Source organism: Halomonas sp. R57-5, assembly GCF_900070345.1.
GTDB lineage: Bacteria > Pseudomonadota > Gammaproteobacteria > Pseudomonadales > Halomonadaceae > Vreelandella > Vreelandella ventosae_B.
Genome location: NZ_LN813019.1, coordinates 2,751,584 through 2,772,933, shown reverse-complemented (window position 1 = coordinate 2,772,933; position 21,350 = coordinate 2,751,584). Strand labels below are relative to the sequence as shown.

General features: G+C 54.3%; 19 protein-coding genes. 13 read left to right on the top strand and 6 right to left on the bottom strand.

Annotated elements, in window-relative coordinates; all coding sequences use genetic code 11:
* Positions 1-58: 58 nt before the first annotated feature.
* Positions 59-1,231 carry an NO-inducible flavohemoprotein gene (gene hmpA / locus HALO_RS12800; RefSeq protein WP_035579109.1) on the bottom strand — a complete coding sequence of 391 codons (1,173 nt, stop codon included), beginning with the start codon at positions 1,229-1,231 and terminating at the stop codon, positions 59-61.
* Between the two features lie 158 nt (positions 1,232-1,389).
* Between hmpA and HALO_RS12795 the strand changes: the two genes are divergently transcribed.
* Positions 1,390-2,601, top strand: coding sequence for an NnrS family protein (locus HALO_RS12795; protein WP_035579111.1), 1,212 nt, complete (start codon positions 1,390-1,392; stop codon positions 2,599-2,601).
* Positions 2,602-2,607: 6 nt separating this feature from the next.
* On the opposite strand, the gene HALO_RS12790 is transcribed toward HALO_RS12795, so the two are convergent.
* Entirely contained in the window at positions 2,608-3,054 is a 447-nt protein-coding gene (locus tag HALO_RS12790) for an Rrf2 family transcriptional regulator (protein WP_035579114.1), read from the bottom strand.
* Positions 3,055-3,412: 358 nt separating this feature from the next.
* Here HALO_RS12790 and HALO_RS12785 point away from each other — a divergent pair, with 358 nt between their 5' ends.
* The 10 genes from HALO_RS12785 to HALO_RS12740 all read left to right on the top strand — a co-directional run bounded on the left by HALO_RS12785 (position 3,413) and on the right by HALO_RS12740 (position 15,523).
* Positions 3,413-7,210: a nitrate reductase subunit alpha gene (locus HALO_RS12785; protein ID WP_050713500.1), complete on the top strand. Its 3,798-nt coding sequence runs from the start codon at positions 3,413-3,415 to the stop codon at positions 7,208-7,210.
* On the top strand, positions 7,207-8,769 hold the full coding sequence (gene narH / locus HALO_RS12780; RefSeq protein ID WP_035579119.1) for a nitrate reductase subunit beta: 1,563 nt from the start codon (positions 7,207-7,209) through the stop codon (positions 8,767-8,769). Before HALO_RS12785 ends, narH begins: the two co-directional genes overlap by 4 nt.
* Entirely contained in the window at positions 8,762-9,574 is an 813-nt protein-coding gene (narJ, locus tag HALO_RS12775) for a nitrate reductase molybdenum cofactor assembly chaperone (protein WP_035579121.1), read from the top strand. The genes narH and narJ overlap by 8 nt, the downstream gene beginning before the upstream one ends.
* Before the next feature lie 13 nt (positions 9,575-9,587).
* Positions 9,588-10,271, top strand: coding sequence for a respiratory nitrate reductase subunit gamma (gene narI, locus HALO_RS12770; protein WP_035579123.1), 684 nt, complete (start codon positions 9,588-9,590; stop codon positions 10,269-10,271).
* A gap of 40 nt (positions 10,272-10,311) precedes the next feature.
* Positions 10,312-11,133 (top strand): peptidylprolyl isomerase, encoded by an 822-nt coding sequence (locus tag HALO_RS12765; protein ID WP_050713499.1) that lies wholly within the window; start codon positions 10,312-10,314, stop codon positions 11,131-11,133.
* A gap of 35 nt (positions 11,134-11,168) precedes the next feature.
* On the top strand, positions 11,169-11,747 hold the full coding sequence (gene moaB / locus HALO_RS12760; protein WP_035579129.1) for a molybdenum cofactor biosynthesis protein B: 579 nt from the start codon (positions 11,169-11,171) through the stop codon (positions 11,745-11,747).
* A complete protein-coding gene (locus HALO_RS12755) occupies positions 11,744-13,006 on the top strand; it encodes a molybdopterin molybdotransferase MoeA (RefSeq protein ID WP_035579132.1) in 1,263 nt (420 codons plus the stop codon). The genes moaB and HALO_RS12755 overlap by 4 nt, the downstream gene beginning before the upstream one ends.
* A gap of 53 nt (positions 13,007-13,059) precedes the next feature.
* On the top strand, positions 13,060-13,464 hold the full coding sequence (locus HALO_RS12750) for a putative zinc-binding protein (RefSeq protein ID WP_035579133.1): 405 nt from the start codon (positions 13,060-13,062) through the stop codon (positions 13,462-13,464).
* Entirely contained in the window at positions 13,461-14,450 is a 990-nt protein-coding gene (gene moaA, locus HALO_RS12745; protein ID WP_035579136.1) for a GTP 3',8-cyclase MoaA, read from the top strand. The genes HALO_RS12750 and moaA overlap by 4 nt, the downstream gene beginning before the upstream one ends.
* A gap of 689 nt (positions 14,451-15,139) precedes the next feature.
* The gene (locus HALO_RS12740) at positions 15,140-15,523 is read left to right on the top strand and encodes a histone-like nucleoid-structuring protein, MvaT/MvaU family (protein WP_035579139.1); all 384 of its coding nucleotides are present in this window, start codon (positions 15,140-15,142) and stop codon (positions 15,521-15,523) included.
* Positions 15,524-15,596: 73 nt separating this feature from the next.
* Here HALO_RS12740 and HALO_RS12735 read toward each other — a convergent pair whose 3' ends face one another.
* A complete protein-coding gene (locus HALO_RS12735; RefSeq protein WP_035579142.1) occupies positions 15,597-16,124 on the bottom strand; it encodes an HPP family protein in 528 nt (175 codons plus the stop codon).
* Between the two features lie 591 nt (positions 16,125-16,715).
* Between HALO_RS12735 and HALO_RS12730 the strand changes: the two genes are divergently transcribed.
* Positions 16,716-17,552: a DUF6694 family lipoprotein gene (locus HALO_RS12730; protein ID WP_306448926.1), complete on the top strand. Its 837-nt coding sequence runs from the start codon at positions 16,716-16,718 to the stop codon at positions 17,550-17,552.
* Between the two features lie 131 nt (positions 17,553-17,683).
* On the opposite strand, the gene HALO_RS12725 is transcribed toward HALO_RS12730, so the two are convergent.
* From HALO_RS12725 to ppnN, 3 genes are all read right to left on the bottom strand, one after another.
* Positions 17,684-17,884: a hypothetical protein gene (locus HALO_RS12725; RefSeq protein ID WP_035579145.1), complete on the bottom strand. Its 201-nt coding sequence runs from the start codon at positions 17,882-17,884 to the stop codon at positions 17,684-17,686.
* 132 nt (positions 17,885-18,016) lie between these two features.
* Positions 18,017-18,751, bottom strand: coding sequence for a sulfite exporter TauE/SafE family protein (locus HALO_RS12720; protein ID WP_035579149.1), 735 nt, complete (start codon positions 18,749-18,751; stop codon positions 18,017-18,019).
* 83 nt (positions 18,752-18,834) lie between these two features.
* A complete protein-coding gene (gene ppnN / locus HALO_RS12715) occupies positions 18,835-20,217 on the bottom strand; it encodes a nucleotide 5'-monophosphate nucleosidase PpnN (protein WP_035579152.1) in 1,383 nt (460 codons plus the stop codon).
* Between the two features lie 175 nt (positions 20,218-20,392).
* Between ppnN and HALO_RS12710 the strand changes: the two genes are divergently transcribed.
* Positions 20,393-21,301, top strand: a complete 909-nt coding sequence (locus tag HALO_RS12710; RefSeq protein ID WP_035579155.1) for a LysR family transcriptional regulator — start codon at positions 20,393-20,395, stop codon at positions 21,299-21,301.
* The last annotated feature ends 49 nt before the right edge of the window (positions 21,302-21,350 follow it).

Genomic DNA, 21,350 nt, shown 5'->3' with positions numbered 1-21,350 from the left:
CATGGGATCCCCTGCCTTTAATAGGTAGCCTAAAAGTCGTTACCCTAACCGGCCATTATCAAGCTGCGTCGAGCGGGCGTGAGGGGCCAAAGTGCTCAAAGTGTCGACGATCCTCGTCGACACCCAGTTCAGACAAAGCGCTGTTAATCGCTGTCATAAACCCTTGGGGGCCGACGAAATAGCAGCGTGTCTTGAGATCAGGCAGGTAGTGAGCTAATAAACTGCGGTCGATACGACCAATATGTTCGGCTTCGTTACCGCGTTCATGAATTCGGGCAGCCTGAAGGCGTTGAGGATACTCGCTCTTCAGCGCCTCTAATTCGTCTTTAAAGGCCTGATGGTCGGCATCCAGGGCGGCGTGTAGATAGATAACTTGCCGTCCAAGAGATAAGGCATGGCGCGCCATGGGGAGCAGGGGCGTTTGACCAACGCCGCCGCTGGCAAGCAGAAGAGGCTCATCACCCTCAACCAACGTGAGGTCTCCTGCTGGCGGTAACAGCTCCAAGGTGTCGCCGGGTTGTAAGACATCGTGGAAGTGGCGGCTGACTTGGCCCTGTTCTTCGCGTTTKATCGAGATTCGATAGCTTTGGCCATTTGGGGTGTCTGAGAGGCTGTAATGTCGATAAACCAGCTCGCCATTAATGGTTAGACGTATACCGATATACTGACCTGGCTCATGGTCAGCCACACGACCTTCATCCTCGGGCTCAAGGATAAAAGAGCGAATTAAAGCACTTTCCTGCTGGGTACTGGCAATTTTGAAACGGCGTGTGCCGCGCCATCCGCCCGGGCGCTGCTCAAACTCACGATAGCGCTGGTCTTCGAGGTCGATTAACAGTGCGGCAAGCTCGTTATATAGAGCGCCCCAGGCATCGGCGATTTCCGGGGTGACAGCTTCACCCAGCACTTCACCAATTGCTGCCAGCAAGCACTCACCGACAATAGGGTACTGCTCGGGAAGAATGCCTAGCGAGATATGTTTACTGACCACAACATCCAGAGTAGCACGCGCCTGACCTGGGTTGCTGCGCAGTTGGACATAGGCCAAAACAGCGTTGGCCAGGGCACGGGGCTGACCACCGCTTTGCTGATGAACCTCATTAAAGAGGGGCTTGACCTCTGGGTAGCGAGTAAACATCAGCGGATAGAAGCGCTGGGTAATCGCATTGAGGTGTTCGGCCACGACGGGAGCGGTTGCGTTGATTAGTGTTTCTTGCTGATGAGTTAGCACTGTTATTTCCTCGATACATTAAGATGCATTTATAGTGCATCTTAATGCTGTGAGTCTTTGGGTGCTAGCCATAAGATGTATTTTTGATGCATGTCATGGTTTTTGTTGATGGCTAGGCGCAAAATCATATTTCCAAGTAATTTAGTCAGGATTACGCCATGCCAACGACCAACTCATCCCAGCCTGCTTCTAAGCTTGAGCATCTGCCATTAATGCGCCTGGCTTTTAGGCCTTTCTTTCTGCTGGCCGCGCTGTTTAGCGTGGCGTCTCTATTGGTGTGGTTGGGCTTCTGGCACGGCAATATTTTGCTGCGACCTTATGGCGGCTTGGTGTTCTGGCATCAGCATGAAATGTTGTTTGGCTTTGCCGCGGCGGTGGTCGCGGGATTTTTGCTTACCGCTGTGCGTAACTGGACAGGATTGCCGAGTTTAAACAGCGGGCCGTTACTGGGTCTGGTGGTGCTATGGCTATTAGGTAGGGTGCTGATGGCTTTCCCCATGGAGATGCCGGAGTGGATATTGCTGGCGGTTGACCTTGCGTTTCTGCCAATGGTCGCCATTGTTATGGCGCGTCTAGTTATCACCGCAAAGCGTTGGCGCAACTTGGTCTTTATACCCGTGCTGTTGCTGTTTGCCATTGCTAACCTGGCGATGCACTTAGGAGTGATGCAGGGTAACGCCGAGTTAATTCGCCAAGCTGCCTACTTAGCCGTGCTGTTAATCACACTAATGATGACAGTCGTTGGCGGGCGCGTGATTGCCATGTTTACCGCCAACCGTTTGGGACGAACCAAACCTGACCCTATTCCTTTACTCGAAGGAGTGACGTTGGTTAGCACGGCTGGCGTAGTCGTGCTGCAGCTGGTCGTCATGCTGGGTGTTGCCATGCCTGCTGCATTCATGGGTGGGGTAATGCTCTTAGCAGCGCTGGCCAATACTGTTCGCATGGCGCGCTGGGGTGGGCTGCACAGTTGGCGCGAACCTTTACTTTGGGGGCTCCACGGTAGCTACGCCTGCATTCCGCTAGGGTTTATTATGTGGGTCTTGGCATTTATGGGACTGATGCGTACAGAGCTAGCCGTGCACGCCCTGACGATTGGTGGCATGGGTACCATGATGCTGGCCATGATGGCCAGGGTTTCGCTAGGTCATACGGGCCGACCCATACGCACTTTGCCAGGTATGGGTGTGGCGCTAGGCTTAATGCTAATAGCCGCCTTAGTGCGCTCACCCGTTTTGGGGTTATTTCCCCAGATCACCCACTGGACTTACACGCTCAGCATCATCTTCTGGTGCGTAGCCTACGCAATATTCCTCGCGCACTACACTTGGCCGTTGATGCAGGCGCGCGTTGACGGGCAGGATGGCTAGAAAGTGCTAAGCGCTAACGGTAGGAATGCGCATAAGTTGCGCCAATTGAGATTGTTGACTGCCCAGCAGGTCGGCCAATGTGTAGTGGTCGAGTACACCTAGAAATGCTGACAGTGCATCATTAAGTATCGGTTGAAGGCGACATGCCGACGTAATGATGCAGGCATTGTCGCTATGAAAGCACTCCACTAACGCCATGTCATGCTCCATCTCGCGTACCAGCTCGCCTAACCCAATGGTTGCAGGGGCACGTGTCAGCAGTAAGCCGCCATTCTTGCCACGAATAGCGGTAACGTAGTTCTTTTGACTTAGCTCCTGAACAATTTTCATCAAATGATTGCGTGAGATATTAAACGTCTCGGCAATTTCATTAATCGTCGAACGCTCCTCCCCCTTGGCCGCAAGAAAGATCAATACGCGTATCGAATAATCTGTGAATCGGGTGAGATGCATGGAGTGCGTTTTGCTCCGAGAGTAATCCAGCTATAAGAAGCATGTTGTATGAATGTTCAGTAGGTTGCAATGATAACGGGATCAAACGTTGATGATCACTCAATAGTGAGTCTCCTTTGAAAGCTCCTTTTCTGTCTGCGTGCATATCCCTTTTTTCAAAAACCAGCACTCGCGCACGGTGTAATTTCAACAGCGCCAACCGTCTATTCCTTTACGTTGGCCGTTCTATCACCTTGGGGGTAGACAGGGTGTATATGGAGGTAATCACGCAGTAATTCGCTTGTCGATCACGCAGAATCCACTCCATGGAACCCGCACTGTCGGGTATGCAAATTTCCGAGGAGCCTGGAGATCGACCATGAGTCACTTCATAGATCGGCTGAATTTCTTCCGCAAGTCCCGCGAGCCTTTTGCCAACGAACACGGTGAGCTACGCAGCGAATCCCGCCAGTGGGAAGATAGTTATCGTGCCCGCTGGCAACACGACAAGGTAGTGCGTAGCACCCACGGGGTGAACTGCACCGGCTCCTGTAGCTGGAAGATCTACGTCAAAAACGGTTTAGTTACCTGGGAAACCCAGCAGACTGACTACCCCCGTACCCGTCCCGMCCTGCCTAACCATGAGCCGCGTGGCTGCCCTCGCGGCGCCAGCTACTCCTGGTATCTGTACAGCGCTAACCGCCTCAAGTACCCGTTGATCCGCAAGCCGCTGCTGGCGCTATGGCGCGAAGCGCTCAAGGCTAACCCAGACCCGGTCGACGCCTGGGCGTCTATTGTCGAAGACCCCGCCAAGACCAAACAGTACAAGCGTGCTCGCGGCATGGGCGGCTTCGTTCGCGGTAACTGGGACGAGCTCAACGAGCTGGTCGCTGCCTCTAACGTTTACACCGCCAAGCAGTACGGCCCCGACCGTATTCTCGGCTTCTCGCCGATTCCTGCCATGTCGATGGTCAGCTACGCCGCGGGTAGCCGCTACCTGTCGCTGATTGGCGGCGTCTGCATGAGCTTCTACGACTGGTACTGTGACTTGCCGCCGGCCTCGCCAATGACCTGGGGCGAGCAGACCGACGTTCCCGAGTCCGCAGACTGGTACAACTCCGGCTACATCATCGCCTGGGGCTCCAACGTGCCCCAGACGCGTACCCCGGATGCCCACTTCTTTACCGAAGTACGTTACAAGGGTACCAAGACGGTCTCGATCACCCCGGATTATGCCGAAGTCTCCAAACTTACCGACGAGTGGCTGTCCGCCAAACAGGGCACCGATGCCGCCCTGGCGATGGCCATGGGCCATGTCATCCTCAAGGAATTCCACCTTGAGAACCCCAGTGCTTACTTTACTGACTATGTGCGCCGCTATACCGACATGCCGTTCCTGGTGGAACTGGAAGTGCGTGAAGATGGCAGCTTCGCACCGGGTCGCCAACTGCGTGCCAGTGATTTTGATGCTGCCCTGGGTCAGGAAAACAATCCCGAGTGGAAAACCGTTGCCTGGGACGAAACCCGTGACCAGCTGGTGGTGCCACGCGGTTCCATCGGTTTCCGCTGGGGCGAAACCGGCGACGAAGTGGGCAAGTGGAACCTGGAATCGCTGGACGCCGCAGGCACCGAGATCAAGCCGTTGCTAAGTTTGGTCAATCACCACGATAGCGTCGCGCGCGTTGCGTTTCCTTACTTTGGTGGTATCGAACACGAACACTTTGAGCACGTAAAAGGAGCCGGTGTAGGTGCCGCCGATGACCTACTGTTCCACAATTTGCCCGCCAAACGCTTGAAGAGAGCCGATGGCAGCGAAATGCTGGCGGTCACCGTTTTTGATCTGATGTGTGCCAACTACGGTATCGACCGTGGCTTTGTCGGCGACGGCGAAGATGATGGCGCGACCTCGTTTGATCAGATTCGTCCCTATACCCCCGCGTGGCAGGAGAAAATCACCGGCGTCCCTGCAGAGCAGTGCACCCGCATTGCCCGTGAATTTGCCGATAATGCCAATAAAACCAACGGCCGTAGCATGATCATCGTTGGTGCCGGTATGAACCACTGGTACCACATGGACATGAACTACCGCGGCCTGATTAACATGCTGGTCATGTGTGGTTGTATCGGTCAGAGCGGTGGCGGCTGGGCCCACTACGTTGGTCAGGAAAAACTGCGTCCGCAGACTGGCTGGACGCCTTTGGCCTTTGGCCTCGACTGGCAGCGCCCGCCGCGCCATATGAACTCTACTTCCTTCTTCTATAGTCACTCCTCCCAGTGGCGCTACGAGAAGCTCGAGATTAAAGAAATTCTTTCGCCGTTGGCCAAGGCCGAGGATTACCCCGGTAGCCTGATTGACTTTAACGTGCGTGCTGAGCGCATGGGCTGGCTGCCGTCAGCACCACAACTGGACACTAACCCGCTACGCCTAGCGAAAAAAGCCGAAGCCGCGGGTATGACGACAGCTGACTATGCCGTTCAGCAGCTCAAGAACGGTGAACTGCGCTTTGCCGCGGAAGACCCGGATGCGCCAGAGAACTTCCCGCGCAATATGTTCATCTGGCGCTCCAACCTGCTGGGTAGTTCCGGTAAGGGCCATGAGTACATGCTCAAGTACCTGCTGGGTACTCGCCACGGTATTCAGGGTAAAGATCTGGGCGACTTCGGCGGCCAGAAGCCCGAAGAAGTCGTATGGCGTGACGAGGCGCCGGAAGGCAAGCTCGACCTGCTGGTGACGCTGGATTTCCGCATGTCCACCACCTGCCTCTACTCGGATATCGTGCTGCCTACGGCAACCTGGTATGAGAAGGACGACCTTAACACTTCTGACATGCACCCCTTTATTCACCCCTTGACTGCCGCCACCGATCCGGCCTGGGAATCGCGCAGCGACTGGGATATTTACAAGGGTATTGCCAAGGCGTTTTCCAAGGTGTGTGTAGGCCACCTGGGCGAAGAGACCGACCTGGTCACGCTGCCGATGCAGCACGACTCGCCAGGAGAGTTGGCCCAGCCGGCGGTGATGGATTGGAAGAAGGGCGAATGCGCGCCGATTCCCGGTAAGACCATGCCATCGCTGATTGAGGTTAAGCGCAACTATCCTGAAACCTATGAGCGCTTCACCTCCGTAGGGCCGCTGCTGGAAAGCATCGGTAACGGCGGCAAGGGCATCGCTTGGAATACCGATGCGGAAGTCGAGCTGCTGGGCAAACTCAACCATTGCAAGCTGGATGGCCCGCATAAAGGGCGCCCGTTGATCGACAGCGCCATCGATGCTGCCGAAATGATTTTGACCCTGGCACCGGAAACCAACGGCGCCGTGGCTGTGAAAGCGTGGGAAGCGCTCTCCAAAATTACCGGGCGTGACCATACCCACCTGGCAAGGCCCAAACATGACGAAAAAATCCGCTTTCTCGATGTCGTCGCCCAGCCACGCAAGATTATCTCCAGCCCGACTTGGTCCGGCCTCGAAGATGAGCATGTCTCCTATAACGCCGGTTACACCAACGTTCACGAGCTGATCCCCTGGCGCACCGTGAGTGGTCGTCAGCAGTTCTATCAGGATCATGCCTGGATGCGCGCTTTCGGCGAAAGCCTGCTGGTCTATCGCCCGCCCATCGATACCAAGGCAGCCAAAGGCTTCACGCTGCCTGCCGACAACGGTTTTAAAACGAAGGCGCTGAACTTTCTCACGCCGCACCAGAAGTGGGGCATCCACTCTACTTACTCGGACAACCTGCTGATGTTGACGCTTAACCGAGGCGGCCCGGTGGTGTGGCTCTCCGAGGCGGACGCGGCTGAGATCGATATCGAGGACAACGACTGGATCGAGGTCTACAACGCCAACGGCTCGATTGCCGCGCGGGCAGTGGTCAGCCAGCGGGTCAAAGCGGGCATGGTGATGATGTACCACGCCCAGGAGCGCAACGTGAACGTCCCTGGCTCTGAGGTCACCGGCACGCGGGGCGGTATTCACAACTCGGTCACCCGTGTCTGCCCCAAGCCAACCCATATGATCGGCGGCTACGCGCAGCTCTCTTACAGTTTTAATTATTACGGCACTGTCGGCTCAAATCGCGATGAGTTCGTGTTAGTGCGCAAGATGAAACACGTTGACTGGCTGGATGGTGAAGGMAATGACAGTGTTCAGAAGAACAGTGCTCAGGAGGCCGTGAAATGAAAATTCGTTCCCAGGTAGGCATGGTTCTCAACCTTGATAAGTGTATTGGTTGCCACACCTGTTCAGTGACCTGCAAAAATGTCTGGACCAGTCGCGAAGGTATGGAGTACGCCTGGTTCAACAATGTCGAGACCAAGCCCGGTATCGGCTATCCCAAAGAGTGGGAGAACCAGGCCAAGTGGAAGGGCGGCTGGATGCGCCGTAACGACGGTCGGATTGAACCGCGTATTGGTGGCAAATGGCGGGTGCTGGCGAACATTTTCGCCAACCCCGACCTGCCCGAGATGGATGACTATTATGAGCCGTTCACTTTCGACTACCAACACTTGCATACCGCCAAGATCGGTGAGCACCAGCCGGTGGCGCGTCCGCGCTCGCTGATTTCCGGTCAGCGTATGAAAAAGATCGAATGGGGCCCGAACTGGGAAGAGATTCTTGGCACCGAGTTCGCCAAGCGGCGCAAAGACGCCAACTTCGACAAGGTGCAGGCAGATATTTACGGCCAGTTCGAAAACACCTTCATGATGTATCTGCCGCGTCTGTGCGAGCACTGCTTGAACCCAACCTGTGTAGCGGCTTGCCCCAGTGGTGCGATCTACAAGCGGGAAGAGGACGGCATCGTTCTAATCGACCAGGACAAGTGCCGTGGCTGGCGTATGTGTATCTCCGGCTGCCCCTACAAGAAGATCTACTACAACTGGAAAAGCGGTAAGTCCGAGAAGTGTATCTTCTGCTACCCGCGTATCGAGGCCGGTCAGCCGACCATCTGCTCCGAGACCTGTGTGGGCCGCATTCGCTATCTCGGCGTGCTGCTGTATGACGCTGACCGTATAGAGGAAGTGGCAAGCTCCCCTGACGAGCGTGATCTCTACCACCGCCAGTGCGAGATTTTCCTAGATCCCAACGATCCGGAAGTAATTGCCCAGGCCAAGCGGGATGGCATCCAGGATAACGTCATCAAAGCCGCCCAGGCCTCACCGGTTTACAAGATGGCTATCGACTGGGGATTGGCGCTGCCGCTGCACCCGGAATACCGCACGCTGCCGATGGTGTGGTACGTGCCGCCGCTGTCGCCGATTCAGTCCGCCGCTGAGGCGGGGCATGTAGAGTTCGATGGCATCCTGCCCAAGATCGAATCACTGCGTATCCCGGTGAAGTACCTGGCTAACCTGTTGACAGCCGGTGAAGAGGAGCCCGTGGTATTGGCACTCAAGCGCTTGATGGCGATGCGTGTCTACATGCGCGGCAAGCACGTGGAGGGTGCCCCCAACGCCGAAGTGCTTGATGCCGTGGGGCTGAGCGTGGCCCAAGTAGAGGAGATGTACCGCTACCTGGCCATTGCCAACTACGAGGATCGGTTTGTGATCCCCACCAGCCATCGGGAAATGGCCACCGAAGCCTTCCCTGAACGGGGAGGATGCGGCTTTACCTTTGGTGATGGTTGCCACGGTGAGAGCCAGCCCAACCTGTTCAATGGCCGTAAGCAGACCAGCGTGTTGGTGAAACCGGTAGAGGTCTTCGACCCGCAGCCACAACTTGAGGAGTCTCGTCATGACTGAAGCCACTACCCAATCGCCGATCCCGGTAGAGCCGTCGTTCGAGCCGCTACAGGGTATGCGTAGCCTACGCGTACTGGCCCGCCTGCTCGATTACCCGACACAGGAACTGCAGGATGCCAGCGGCGAGCTCATCGAAATTATCAATGCCGAGCGCCGCCTGGGGGCGGCTCTCAAATCGTCGCTAATGGAGTGGTGTCAGCGTCTCCAAGAGGGCGACCTGCTTGAGCTGCAGGCCGAGTATGTCGCTATGTTCGATAAGGGACGGGCTACGTCGCTGCTGCTATTTGAGCACGTTCACGGCGAGTCCCGTGACCGTGGTCAGGCCATGGTAGATCTTATGGCCGAGTACAGCGCGGCCGGGTTCGAGCTGGATGCCCGTGAACTGCCCGATCATCTACCGGTATTTCTTGAATACCTTTCAATGTGCGATGAAGCCGAGATCGGCCGCTGGCTGGGCGAAATACGCCATATTCTGGCGCTGCTGACTGCGCGGCTGGAGGAGCGGGGAGCGGATCACGCGCTGGTACCGTTGTCACTATTGGCGTTAATCGGGGCCGAGGACGATGTCGAAGAGCATCGGCCCCAGGTCAAAAAAGAAGCGCCTGACAACACGCCCGAAGCATTGGACGCCGTGTGGGAAGAAGAAGCAGTACGCTTTTCGGCCACTTCTGACGAAGACTGCGCGCTGCAGTCGGCGGAAGGACGGCGGCTTGCCGAGCGCAAAAAAGCAGTGCACAGCGACCCCGTCAAAATCATGCCGTCCGCCTGGAGCGCTTCGCCTTCCTCAACCGTGGCCGATCGCTAAAAGGAGAATCGCCATGTTCATAGAATATCTGCAACATCTTATCTACGGCTATTATCCCTATCTGGCCGGTACGGTGTTCTTGGTCGGCAGTCTCGTGCGTTACGACCAAGGCCAGTTCACCTGGAAGACCGGCTCCAGCCAAATGCTGTCCTCGAAAAACATGCGTCTGGCCAGCAACCTGTTCCATATCGGCATTATCGTGATTTTCTTCGGTCATTTGGTGGGCATGCTCACGCCGCACTGGGTCTACGCACCTTTCCTGCATGCCGGTACCAAGCAGCTGATTGCCATCGTGGTGGGGGGTATCGCCGGTGCCATGTGCGTGGTGGGCGGCGCCATGTTGCTCTATCGGCGATTGTTCAATCCTCGCGTAAAGGCATCGTCGAGCTTGATGGATACCTTGATCCTGGGTTTGATCGTCTTACAGGCATGCCTTGGCATGGTGACCATCATCTTCTCGCTAGGCCATATGGACGGTGAAATGATGCTGACGCTCTCCAGCTGGGCGCAGTCGATTGTCTTCTTCAGCGGCGGTGCGGCGGATTACATGCAGGAAGTGTCGTGGATCTACAAACTGCATATCTTTATTGGCCTAACTATCATTTTGCTGTTCCCGTTTTCGCGCTTGGTGCATGTGTGGAGCGTGCCTTTCGGCTATGTGACTCGTCGCTATCAGATTGTCCGTCGGCGCAGTTAAAAACCGGCTTGTGCACGTCCAGGACCAGAGGAGAAATAAGATGCAGATGATTGATATCGTGCAACTACCTGGAGGCATCGCTCCGCCTCCGGTACGCGTCGGCGGCGCTAGTATCGATGAAGAAACGATTGCGTTAGAGATGCAGTATCACCCCGCTGAAACGGCGGGGGAGGCCCAGCTTCAGGCGGCTCGCGCGCTGGTGGTTAGGGAACTGCTGCGCCAGCGGGCGAACATGCTCGGCCTGCTGTCGCTGCAGGCAGCCAGCGAAGCACAGGAAGATGCGGCAATTGCTGCACTGCTCGAACAGGAGCTAGAGGTGCCCGAACCGGGGGAAACCGATTGCCAGCGCTTTTTTGACACCCACCGTGAACGCTTCAGCGAMCCGACCCAGTTACGCGTTCGGCATATCCTGCTTGCGGCCGCACCCGATGACTCCTTGGGTCGCGATGAAGAGTACCAGCTTGGCGAAAAGCTGGTCGAACAGCTTAATCAGATACCCGAACGGTTTGCCGAATTTGCTCAACACCACTCCGCTTGCCCTTCAAAAGAGCTGGATGGTGATTTGGGCTGGTTGGTTCCAGGGCAGACCGTTCCAGAGTTGGATCGCGCTTTGCAGCACTTGCCCGAAGGTCTGCACGAGCGGCCCTTGGCGTCTCGCTATGGCTGGCATGTGGTGAGTATTGACGAGCGCAGAGAAGGTAGGGCGTTACCTTTCGATCAAGTTATTGACCGGGTGCGCCATAGCCTACGGGAGCAGGCAACTCGACGCGCGCTGCGTCACTATTTGCTGGCGTTAGAGAGTGAAATAGGCGTCGAAGGAATTGTTCTGGATGACGATGCTGGCGGCAGCTTGATGCAATAGCTTGAAGCAATAGCAAAGCTAATAGGAGAGGCTTGATGTCCCATGTTCCTGTAGATGCTCTTTTCACTCCGCTCGGCATCGCGGTGCTAACGGTTTCCGATACCCGTGGTTTCGACGAGGATGGTAGCGGTGACCTGCTGGTTGAACATCTGAGCGAAAGCGGCCATATCTTGGTCGAGAGGCGCATCGTTTCTGATGATATCTACCAGGTTCGTGCTGTGGTCTCGGAGTGGATTGCGCGAACGGATGTCCACGCGATTCTGGTTAATGGCGGCACTGGCTTTACCGCCCGGGATACCACTCCCGAGGCGTTGATACCGCTGTTCGACAAAGCGATTGAGGGGTATGGCGAGCTGTTCCGCCACTACTCTCTGAAAACAATCGGCACAGCGACGATCCAGTCTCGCGCCGTAGCGGGGGTGGCCAACCGAACGATGATATTTGCGATGCCCGGTTCGCCCAAAGCGTGTGCCTTGGCGTGGGACAGGATTATTGCTTTGCAGCTGGACTCCCGCACTCGGCCCTGCAACTTCGCCGCCATGGTGCTGCCTTCAGCGACCCCGTGCAGTGGACGTCACACAGCGACTTCTTCCAATGAGGTGGAGCGCTTATGAACTGTCACTGCGTAGAAATAGTCACGCCCGGCTTGTTAGATCTGTTTGATGCGCGCCAACGGCTTATCGACGCAGCCACGTCCATTAATGCAGTAGAAACCATCACCCTAGAACAATCGACAGGGCGAGTGCTGGCAGAAACGCTGGTCGCACCTCTCGATATGCCGGGCGTGGACAATAGCGCTATGGATGGTTACGCGCTGTGTCTGGCTGATTACCAAGCGGCMCCTCGCGGCGCAGGCTTACCCATTCTCCAACGCGTACCAGCTGGCGCAGGCGTCATGCCGCTACCGGAAGGAGGCTGCGCGCGTATTTTTACCGGCGCGCCGATGCCCATGGGGGCAGATATTGTGGTGCCTCAAGAGCGGGTGGCTCTTGATCCGCGCGGGCATATACACCTCGAGGGTAGCTTGGTGCTAGGCGCTAACATTCGTCGCCAAGGCGAGGAGACTCGCATAGGCACCCCGCTGCTCGCTGTGGGTAAGCTTCTTGATGCCGCGTCGATTGCGCTGCTGGCAAGCCATGGAATCAATGCCGTGACTGTCAAACGGCGTCTGAGGGTGGCGCTGCTTTCCACCGGCGATGAGCTGATTGCCCCAGGTACAGTGCGATCACCGGGGCAGGTATACGACAGCAACCGCGCCATGCTTAACGTACTGCTAGCGCAAGCTCAGTGCGACGTGCTGGATTTGGGCGTCATCGCTGATTCACCGCAGTCATTGCATCAGGCCTTTGAGCACGCACAAACCGTTGCGGATGTGGTGATGTGCACCGGAGGCGTTTCGGTAGGCGAGGAGGATCATGTACGCCCAGTGATCGAGCAGCGCGGTGGCTTACATTTTCATGGTGTCGCCATGAAGCCAGGGAAGCCCTTTGCGTTCGGTTATCTGGGCGCGGAGCCTGCCTCTTCCACACCGTTAATGGCGCTGCCGGGTAATCCTGTGGCCTCCCTGGTGGGCTGGCAACTGCTGGCGCTGCCGTTTATCCATGCCATGCAAGGTAGAGCCGTAGCGGCTCTACAGCGTTACCCGGTAAAAGCGGGCTTTTCTCAGCGTGGCCCCCAGGGGCGCTGCGAGCTACTACGGGTGGTGATGGATTGGTCACAGGGGGCTCCCGTGGCGCAGCTAGCGGGCGGGCAGGGCTCACATATGCTCAGCGCGGCTAGCCAGGCCCATGGTTATTTAATGATTAACCCCGCCACGCAGGTAACTGAAGGGGCCACCTATCACTATTACCCCATCAATCAGTTCGCCGCTTGAACAGCTTTTCCTATCGTGGCCACTGACCTCGTTTGTTTTTCATAGGAGAGGGTATGTCTTCACAATACAAACCCCGCACACTGATTTATGCCTGCTCCGGCTGCTCTGATGTGGCGCAACTTGCCAATAGCGTTGCCCTGCGACTTGACCATGCAGGAGAGGCGGAAATGTCCTGCATTGCCGGTGTGGGCGGTGGTGTGCCCGGTCTGGTGCGCATTGCCCGCTCCGGGCGCCCTATTGTAGCCATTGACGGGTGCCAGATGCACTGCGCCAGCCACTGTCTCGCCAAAGCGGATGTGATACCCACAGAGCACGTAAAGCTATATGGAAACGGCCTGCGCAAGCGGCGGGGCCAGTTTTATGATGAGCAAACAATCATCGACGTCACTGCAGAAGTAAAAGAACTCATTGCACGGCTGCCCGTTAATGCCAATACCCAAGAGGAACCCATGGAATGAGTGCGCTAGTCGATGGGTATGGCCGTACGGTGCGTTACCTGCGTATATCGGTAACTGATCGTTGTGATTTTCGCTGTGTGTACTGCATGGCTGAGGAAATGACCTTTCTGCCACGCGCCCAACTGCTTACCCTTGAGGAGATAGCCGCGCTTTCACAGGCATTTGTCGAGCTGGGCGTGGAGAAAATCCGTCTAACTGGCGGTGAGCCGCTGGTACGCCAGGGCGTACTCACGTTAGTGCAAAAACTCGGTGCATTGGAAGGCCTGCGCGAGCTGGCGATGACCACCAACGGCTCAGGGTTGGTCAAGCATGCCGATGCTTTGCGGCAAGGCGGGCTACATCGACTCAATATTAGCCTCGACTCGCTAAAGCCCGAACGCTTTAAAGCATTAACCCGGACGGGGGATCTTGATCAGGTGGTCGCGGGTATCCGTGCAGCGCGTCGCGCTGGCTTTCAGTCGATTAAGCTCAACGCCGTATTGCTCAAGGGGCGCAATGACGACGAAATTATCGACTTGGTAAACTTTGCCCGGGATGAACAAGTCGATATCAGCTTTATCGAGGAGATGCCGCTGGGCGCTATCAGCGAGCATAACCGTGGTGAAACCTTTCTTTCCACTGATGCGGTACGCGAGACCATAGAAAACCACTATCAACTCTTACCCACCACCGAGACCACACTAGATCCATCCCACTATTACCGTATGGCAGACAGCCAGTCGCGGATTGGCTTTATCTCTCCCCATAGCCACAATTTCTGTGCTGCCTGTAATCGTGTTCGAGTGACGGCTGAAGGGCGGCTACTGCTTTGTCTGGGCAATGAGCACTCGGTAGATTTACGCGCCGTCATGCGACGTTATCCAGGGGATACTCAGCGGCTTAAAACGAACATTGTGGCTGCCATGGAGAAGAAGCCAGAGCGTCATCACTTCACGACTGATGGTGAAGTTCAGATAGTGCGATTTATGAATGCAACAGGCGGCTAACCCATTTTGCCGGTTAGCTTCATTTTTCCCGTGGTTGCCATGTGTGGTCTCTTATTTTCTAGATAGCAAATAGGTAGCAGAAGAAGAGTACACTGGGAGACAACGGAAAAACTATGACTCATGATTAATTTAATATTTTTCAATGTTTTAATTTTGTTTCTGTTTGTTTCTGCTTGAATGTGGGGTAAATGGAATGAGGTTGCAAAGGTCGCAGGTTCGAATCCTGTCGCTCCGACCAAAGATTATTAAAAACCGCCGATTTGGGTAAAACCAAGCGGCGGTTTTTTGTTGGTTGGTGAAATGTTGGCAAAACGAATAGGCCTAAGGGTACTGAACTTAGCTCTCTGTATTCCTACGCTGATCCTGATTGATAAGGGGCGGAAGTTTCGCGCCTCGCTGGTGCAGTGTCTGGGACTCGGCTTAAGGCATGGATTCAGCCACAATTGCGGAAATAATGAAAAGGGTCGTGAATCCTATAGAGCAGTTGATGGCAATGTTGGCCTCGATTTGATGCTGCTATGTATCAACATAAAGGTGCGTAATAGCCAGTCAGTACGCATTTAAGCGGGTTGTAGCGAAGCCTAGCAGTCGCATGCCAGCTTACTTCAATTATGTATAAACATTGAACGTATGGTGTAATATGTGCTTGGAATACAATCGTTGATTATTCAAAATAAAGGATATTACGCATGTCGTCAGTGCTGAGTGATTACATCAAAAAAGAACAGATGTTGAAGCAGTTACAAGCAGAGTTAAAAGCGCTTGAAGATAACAGTGAGTTGAAAAAAGAGATTGAATTTAAAGAAAAATTACAAGCGCTCATGACGGAGTATGGAAAATTAGCGCAAGATGTGTGCGCCATGCTTGATCCTTCCTACCGTAAAGCTTCAAACAAGAGCACCAAGACAAGCAGTACGGATGGACGTAAGAAGCGTCCCTTGAAGGTCTATAAAAATCCGCATTCGGGCGAAGTGGTCGAAACCCGTGGAGGGAACCACAAGGTGATCCAGGAATGGAAAGCGAAATTTGGCAATGAAGAGGTGGTGAGTTGGGTTGTAGAGGAGCGGGTGTAGTTGACGTTTTAAATATAAAAATGCCCCATATTGGGGCATTTTTGTTGTAACTTCAGCCTCTTACCTGCCTATTTTACCAATAGCGAGGATAGCGTCGGTGGCGGGCAAGGTTGTTAATCGTAATGGCCACTGCAAGCATAATGATGCAACCAACCCCAATGGGGAAAATGGGAAATAACCAGCCTAATTGGTGCACATTTTCCCCACCCGCTATGGCAGTCAATGCAGCCGCGGCACCTGGTGGGTGAACCGTATGGGTGATTTGCATAACCAGAATTGATAATGACACAGCGAGTGCCATGGCAATGGGGGAGGCTCCAAGCCATTGGTAGCAAGCCACACCTACTAGCGCAGACAGCATGCTGCCAAAGAGTACATGACTCGGCTGCGCAAAAGGGCTTTCAGGAGCCGCATAGATCAAAACAGAAGTGGCGCCAAAAGAGCCCACAATTAACAATTCTTTTGATAGCCAGCCTACACTCAACCAGCAAATTAACACCATCCCACTAAAGGCACCGAGCCACGACCAGAAAGCATCCTTCCAACCGACAAATGAACGCTGAACACGCTCACCGCGCATCTTATTTAAATAGGTCTTCATATTACGCTCAAATGCACCAATTGAGCGCGAATGATTGCAAAATGCACCGTATTAATGCAAATGAATGTTTGTAATGCTTTTATGCAAGCGGCTCAAGGTGCACCTCAAACCGCCTGTCTATAGGGGTGCAAGGGCTGCACCGTGTGCATAAGCAATTAGCTAATTGGCTTAAAGACGACTACTCGGTACTAGGTTTTCAGTCAGCAATGGAGCATATCTCTCTGTACATCACATCCAAATAATTGTTACCAAGGTGGCCCCAAGGCAGAGTATCCATAGCGCTGTAGTGATACCGGATATCAACTTTCGCTGTGGCGCTAAGAGTTCGCGCCGGATCGTCGGCCCAAACTGACAGCGACGCAGCAAGGCAACGTGTGATATCCAAGCAGCGCAGTTCGCTGTGAATGTATTCGTTCGCATAAGGGGGGCAATTAGCATCATCCCAGTGTGGTTTGGCTGACCAAATATAACGGGCTTGAGAGAGTAATCGAAAATGCTCAACAAACGGTTGGGGTCGAAGGGGGTAGTGGTTAATAGCGCTTTCCGTTAAGCTCCTCAGCAATTTTTATTTGCCTGCTTTGAGGTGATTGTATGAGGAGCCTGCTAAGGCTGTCTGCTATATCACTATCAGTACTCATGATAGCTGGTTGCTCAGATCCCAAAATTGATACTAGCTCCATGCCTGCGTCGGTTGTCTCTGTTGAAGAAGTGCGTAACTCGTTGCCTTCCTACAAGCGCGATGAGTTTGATCAAGGATTGATCATCATCGCCACGTCAACGTCGTTTAGTGGTATCGATATTCTCAACCCTCACCGCATGAATGCTGCTGAGATTGCCGAAACAGCCAATGCGCAAATGCACGGGTTAACGGGGGATCAGGTGATCCAGCGTGCCGATCAGATCCTGCGCGAACGCCGTGCGCGCGAGCGCGAGCAGGCGATTCGTACTTTAAGGCGTCTGGAAGAGAAGCAAGCACAAGCCGCCAGTGATCAGCAGCAGCTAGCGCGGTTCACCATTGATAGTGCTCGCTATTACATCGGCGCAAGCCCCTATGGCGCCCCAGAGCCAGTGATTGATCTTGAAGTGACCAATGGCACGGATCAGGCTATTGCTGAGCTGCTGTTGAGGGGCGTTGTGACTAGCTCTGACCGCTCGGTGCCTTGGGTTGATGAGTCTTTCTACTACGTTGTTCCTAGTGGCATTGAGCCGGGGGAAACGCTGGAGTGGAGCTTGGCACCCAACCGATTTGGCCCCTGGGGAAATGCCCAAATACCCACTGATGCAGAACTGACAGTAACCCTGGAAGGGCTGAAGGGGGGTGATGAGCAGCTTCTATGGAGCTCCCCTGAGCTAACAGAGCGTGAAATGGCCAAGCTTGAACGATTGCGGGAGGAGTATGGCGGCGTTGCGCTGTCGGGTGTGGAGTAAGCATCGTGCGAAGTAAACGATGCCAAACAAAGCGCCCCATCGGTTGTCCGATAGGGCGCATGCATAGATATTGTTAAGGTGGTCTTTAAATAGTTTTGTTAATTAGCTTTGTTACAAAGCCGCGGTGTTACCTACTCTTTGGCTTCATGGTCGGCGAGAGCGGCAACAACTGCCTCTTCCCACTGCCCTTCGGTTAGCCCCCAGTGCTCCATTTCTGCCTGATCGGCGCTGCCTTCCGACGCCTCGCGCAGTTTATCGACGCTGCTGCTTTCATAGCAGTGCTTGGCGAAATCTTTGGTTTTTACATCTTTTAACTGGTTAATCATCGACATATTGAGTTCCTTTCAAGGTCAATAGTGAGGTGTTGCCTGATAAGTGTAGCTATTCTGGCCACTTTTACCTGACTTGGTTCCCTGCACTGTTTAGCTGTCGTGAGAAAAAGGTAGAGAAGGCTTTCCGTGGGGTTAGGCGGCTATCAGCGCATCGATAAAAATCTTACCGGCGATACTCGCTAGCAGCAGCATAACCAAATTATCGAACCAGTAGTGGGGCAGCCGATTGCCCAGGCGAGCGCCGAGTGGCATGGCGGCAAGTATGATTACCAGGGCCAGGATACTAAAAAGGAAGCGTTCTAGGGTTAAAATACCTGCGTTTAAAAGCGCCGGTATTTGAACGATGGTAATGGCGACGAAGAAAACCGAGATTGAACCAATAAATACGTTACGTTTTAACTGCATCGCATTGAGAAACGTAACCGAAGCGGGCGCTGACATGCCTGCCGCACCTTGAAGTACGCCAGCGAGTAGCCCAATGGGAATCACTAGGCGCGCAGCGATATTAAAAGGCAGGGCGATGCGACGTTTCATGACTTTGATGATCAGGTAAAGCACGATCACACCCGCGACACCCAGTGATAGTATATCGGGAGATAAAACGATTAATCCCCAGGTGCCCAGAACAATGCCTAGCCCGCCTGCAATAGAGAAAGCCGCTAAAAAACGCAGGGGCAATAAGTGGCGTCGATATTGCCATACCTGTAAGGCATTGCTAAATAGGTTAGGCGCGACTAGTAGGGCGATTGCGAGTTGAACGTCGTACAGCATGGTGAGAACGGGCACGACAATCACTGGCACGCCTGAGCCGATGGCCCCTTTGACGATGCCTGCAACTAGCAGGGCTATAAATGCAATCGATAGCATAAAAGACTACTCGGCCCACCTTTAGCGCACAGCCGCCATTCTAATGGCAGCTGTGCGTATTGTTTATTCAGGATTTAGCGCCGTTAGTTGAGTACGTAGCAAGGCGTATAGTGCTGACCATCAAGCTTCATCCGGCCTTGGGCCACGAAAGAGGTCAGTAGCTCATCCAGGCGTTGCATCAATTCGGGTTCGGCGGTCAGTAGAAAGGGACCATGAGCTTCGATGGCACGAATACCGGGCTCTTTGACGTTGCCCGCTACAATTCCCGAGAAAGCGCGGCGCAGATTGGCGGCGAGCTCGTGGGTGGGCTGCTGGCGGTGCAGGGCCAAGGCGCGCATAGCTTCGTGCGTCGGCTCAAAGGTGGCCTGAAAGTCACGCGCAATGGTCAATCGCCAGTTGTAGTAGAAGGCATCCTGATGGGTGCGCCGGAATTCAGCGATTTCATCGATACCGTGACGCATGGCGCGCGCTACCGCGACCGGGTCGCCAGTAATAATGGTGTAGTAGCGGCGAATGTCTTCACCCAGGGTATAGACCAGGAACTCATCAATTTTCTGAAAGTAGGCCGCAGAATTGGCGGGGCCGGTGAAGATTAACGGGAAGGGAATATCCTTGTTGCTGGGGTGGAGCAGAATGCCCAGTAAATAGAGAATCTCTTCCGCAGTGCCGACTCCACCGGGGAACACGATAATCCCATGGCCTAGGCGCACAAAGGCTTCTAGCCGCTTTTCAATATCTGGCATCACCACCAGTTCATTGACGATGGGATTGGGCGCTTCGGCAGCGATAATGCCGGGCTCTGAAATACCTAAATAGCGGCCTTCCTTGCGCCGCTGCTTAGCATGGGCAACGTTAGCGCCTTTCATGGGGCCTTTCATTGCGCCAGGTCCACAGCCGGTACAAATGTCCAAATCGCGTAGGCCTAAGTGGTAACCCACATCTTTGGTATATTCGTACTCTTCCCGGGAAATAGAGTGACCGCCCCAACACACCACCAGGCTAGGATCGCGGCCAGGTTTTAGCGTGCCCGCTTTGCGCAGAATGTGGAAAACCGCATTGGTGGTACCTTCGCCCGTGCTAAGGTCAAAACGATTGTGGTGTTGAATCTCATTGTAGACGTAAACAATATCGCGAATGATCGAGGACAGATGCTCACGAATACCGCGAATCATACGGCCATCAACAAAGGCTTCGGCGGGCGCGTTGGTTAGTTTTAAGCGAATACCCCGGTCTTGCTGTAGCACTTCAATATCAAAATCTTTATAGGCTTCTAAAATCGCCAGGCTATCATCGCTGGGATTACCGCAATTAAGTACTGCCAACGCGCAGCGCCGAAGCAGATCGTGTAGGCCGCTTTGAGAAGTTTTGTGCAGCCGATTAACTTCATGCTGAGAGAGTACTTCGAGGCTTCCTTCGGGAGAAATGATGCTGGAGAGGGTGGCGCGAGGTTGAACGTTTTCGGTCATTAGCGGGGCTGTCCCTAATCGTGTGATGTCTTCTTGCATACTACCATGACCACGCGGCGGGTACAGCGCAGCGGCTGGCCTCCTCGGCTGTGCTATTATGAGGCATATTTTCAAGGGCGGCGGCAGTAGAGAGTTAACCGTTAAAGACCGTTACCCAAGACCATGGCGCTTCATTATGTTTAATGCCCACTATTTTCGTACCTTTATTACGCTTGTTGAAACAGGCAGTTTTACCCGCACAGCTCAGCGGTTAGAAATGACCCAGCCGGGCGTCAGCCAGCATGTTCGTAAGTTGGAAGGGTATTTAAATAAAGAGTTGCTAGAGCGTAAGGGGCGTAGCTTTACGTTAACCGAATCGGGGCGGCGTGCTTACGATTACGCCTTAAAACTATTTGCTGAACATGAGCAGTTCCGTCACGGACTAGACGATGACTCTTTGGATAGCGGTGACTGCCGTATTGCCTCACCAGGCAGCGTTGGCCTGATGTTTTATCCGTATATATTGGGGCAGCAGCAAATGCACCCTAATCTAACGGTTAACTATAGCTTTGCGTTTAATCACGAAATCGTCAATGACCTGCTCGAAGGGCGCTATGACATCGGTATAGTCACCGAGGCAATGCGCCACCCCGAGCTTGATTGCACAATCTGGCACCAAGAGCCTCTCTGCCTCGTGGTGCCAGCTGATTTTGCGGGTAACACGCTGTCCGATTTAATGGGTATTGGTTTTCTCAATTATTACGACGGGATTAACCACGCCAATGCGCTGCTGCGCGCGAATTACCCCGACGAGTTTCGCTCAATGACGCATTTCCGACATCAAGGCTTTACCAATGAAGTCAGTATGGTGCTGGATGCGGTGGCAAGGGGGTTGGGGTTTACCGTGGTCTCGCGGCTGGTATTGGAGACCTCGCCCTGGCAGCGTCAGGTCAAAGCGCTGAACCTGCCTAACGCGGTCAATGAAGTGCTTTATTTGTTGCGCCGCCGCGACTCGGTGCTGCCTAAGCGCTACGAGAAGTTGCTAGATGGTTTTTACGCTCAGCGCCTGCAAGAAAAAACGCCCCCAGTACCATCGAATAGTTAGGTTCCAGAGGCGTTTATATTTTCTCAGACGTTACTGCTTTACGGCCTGC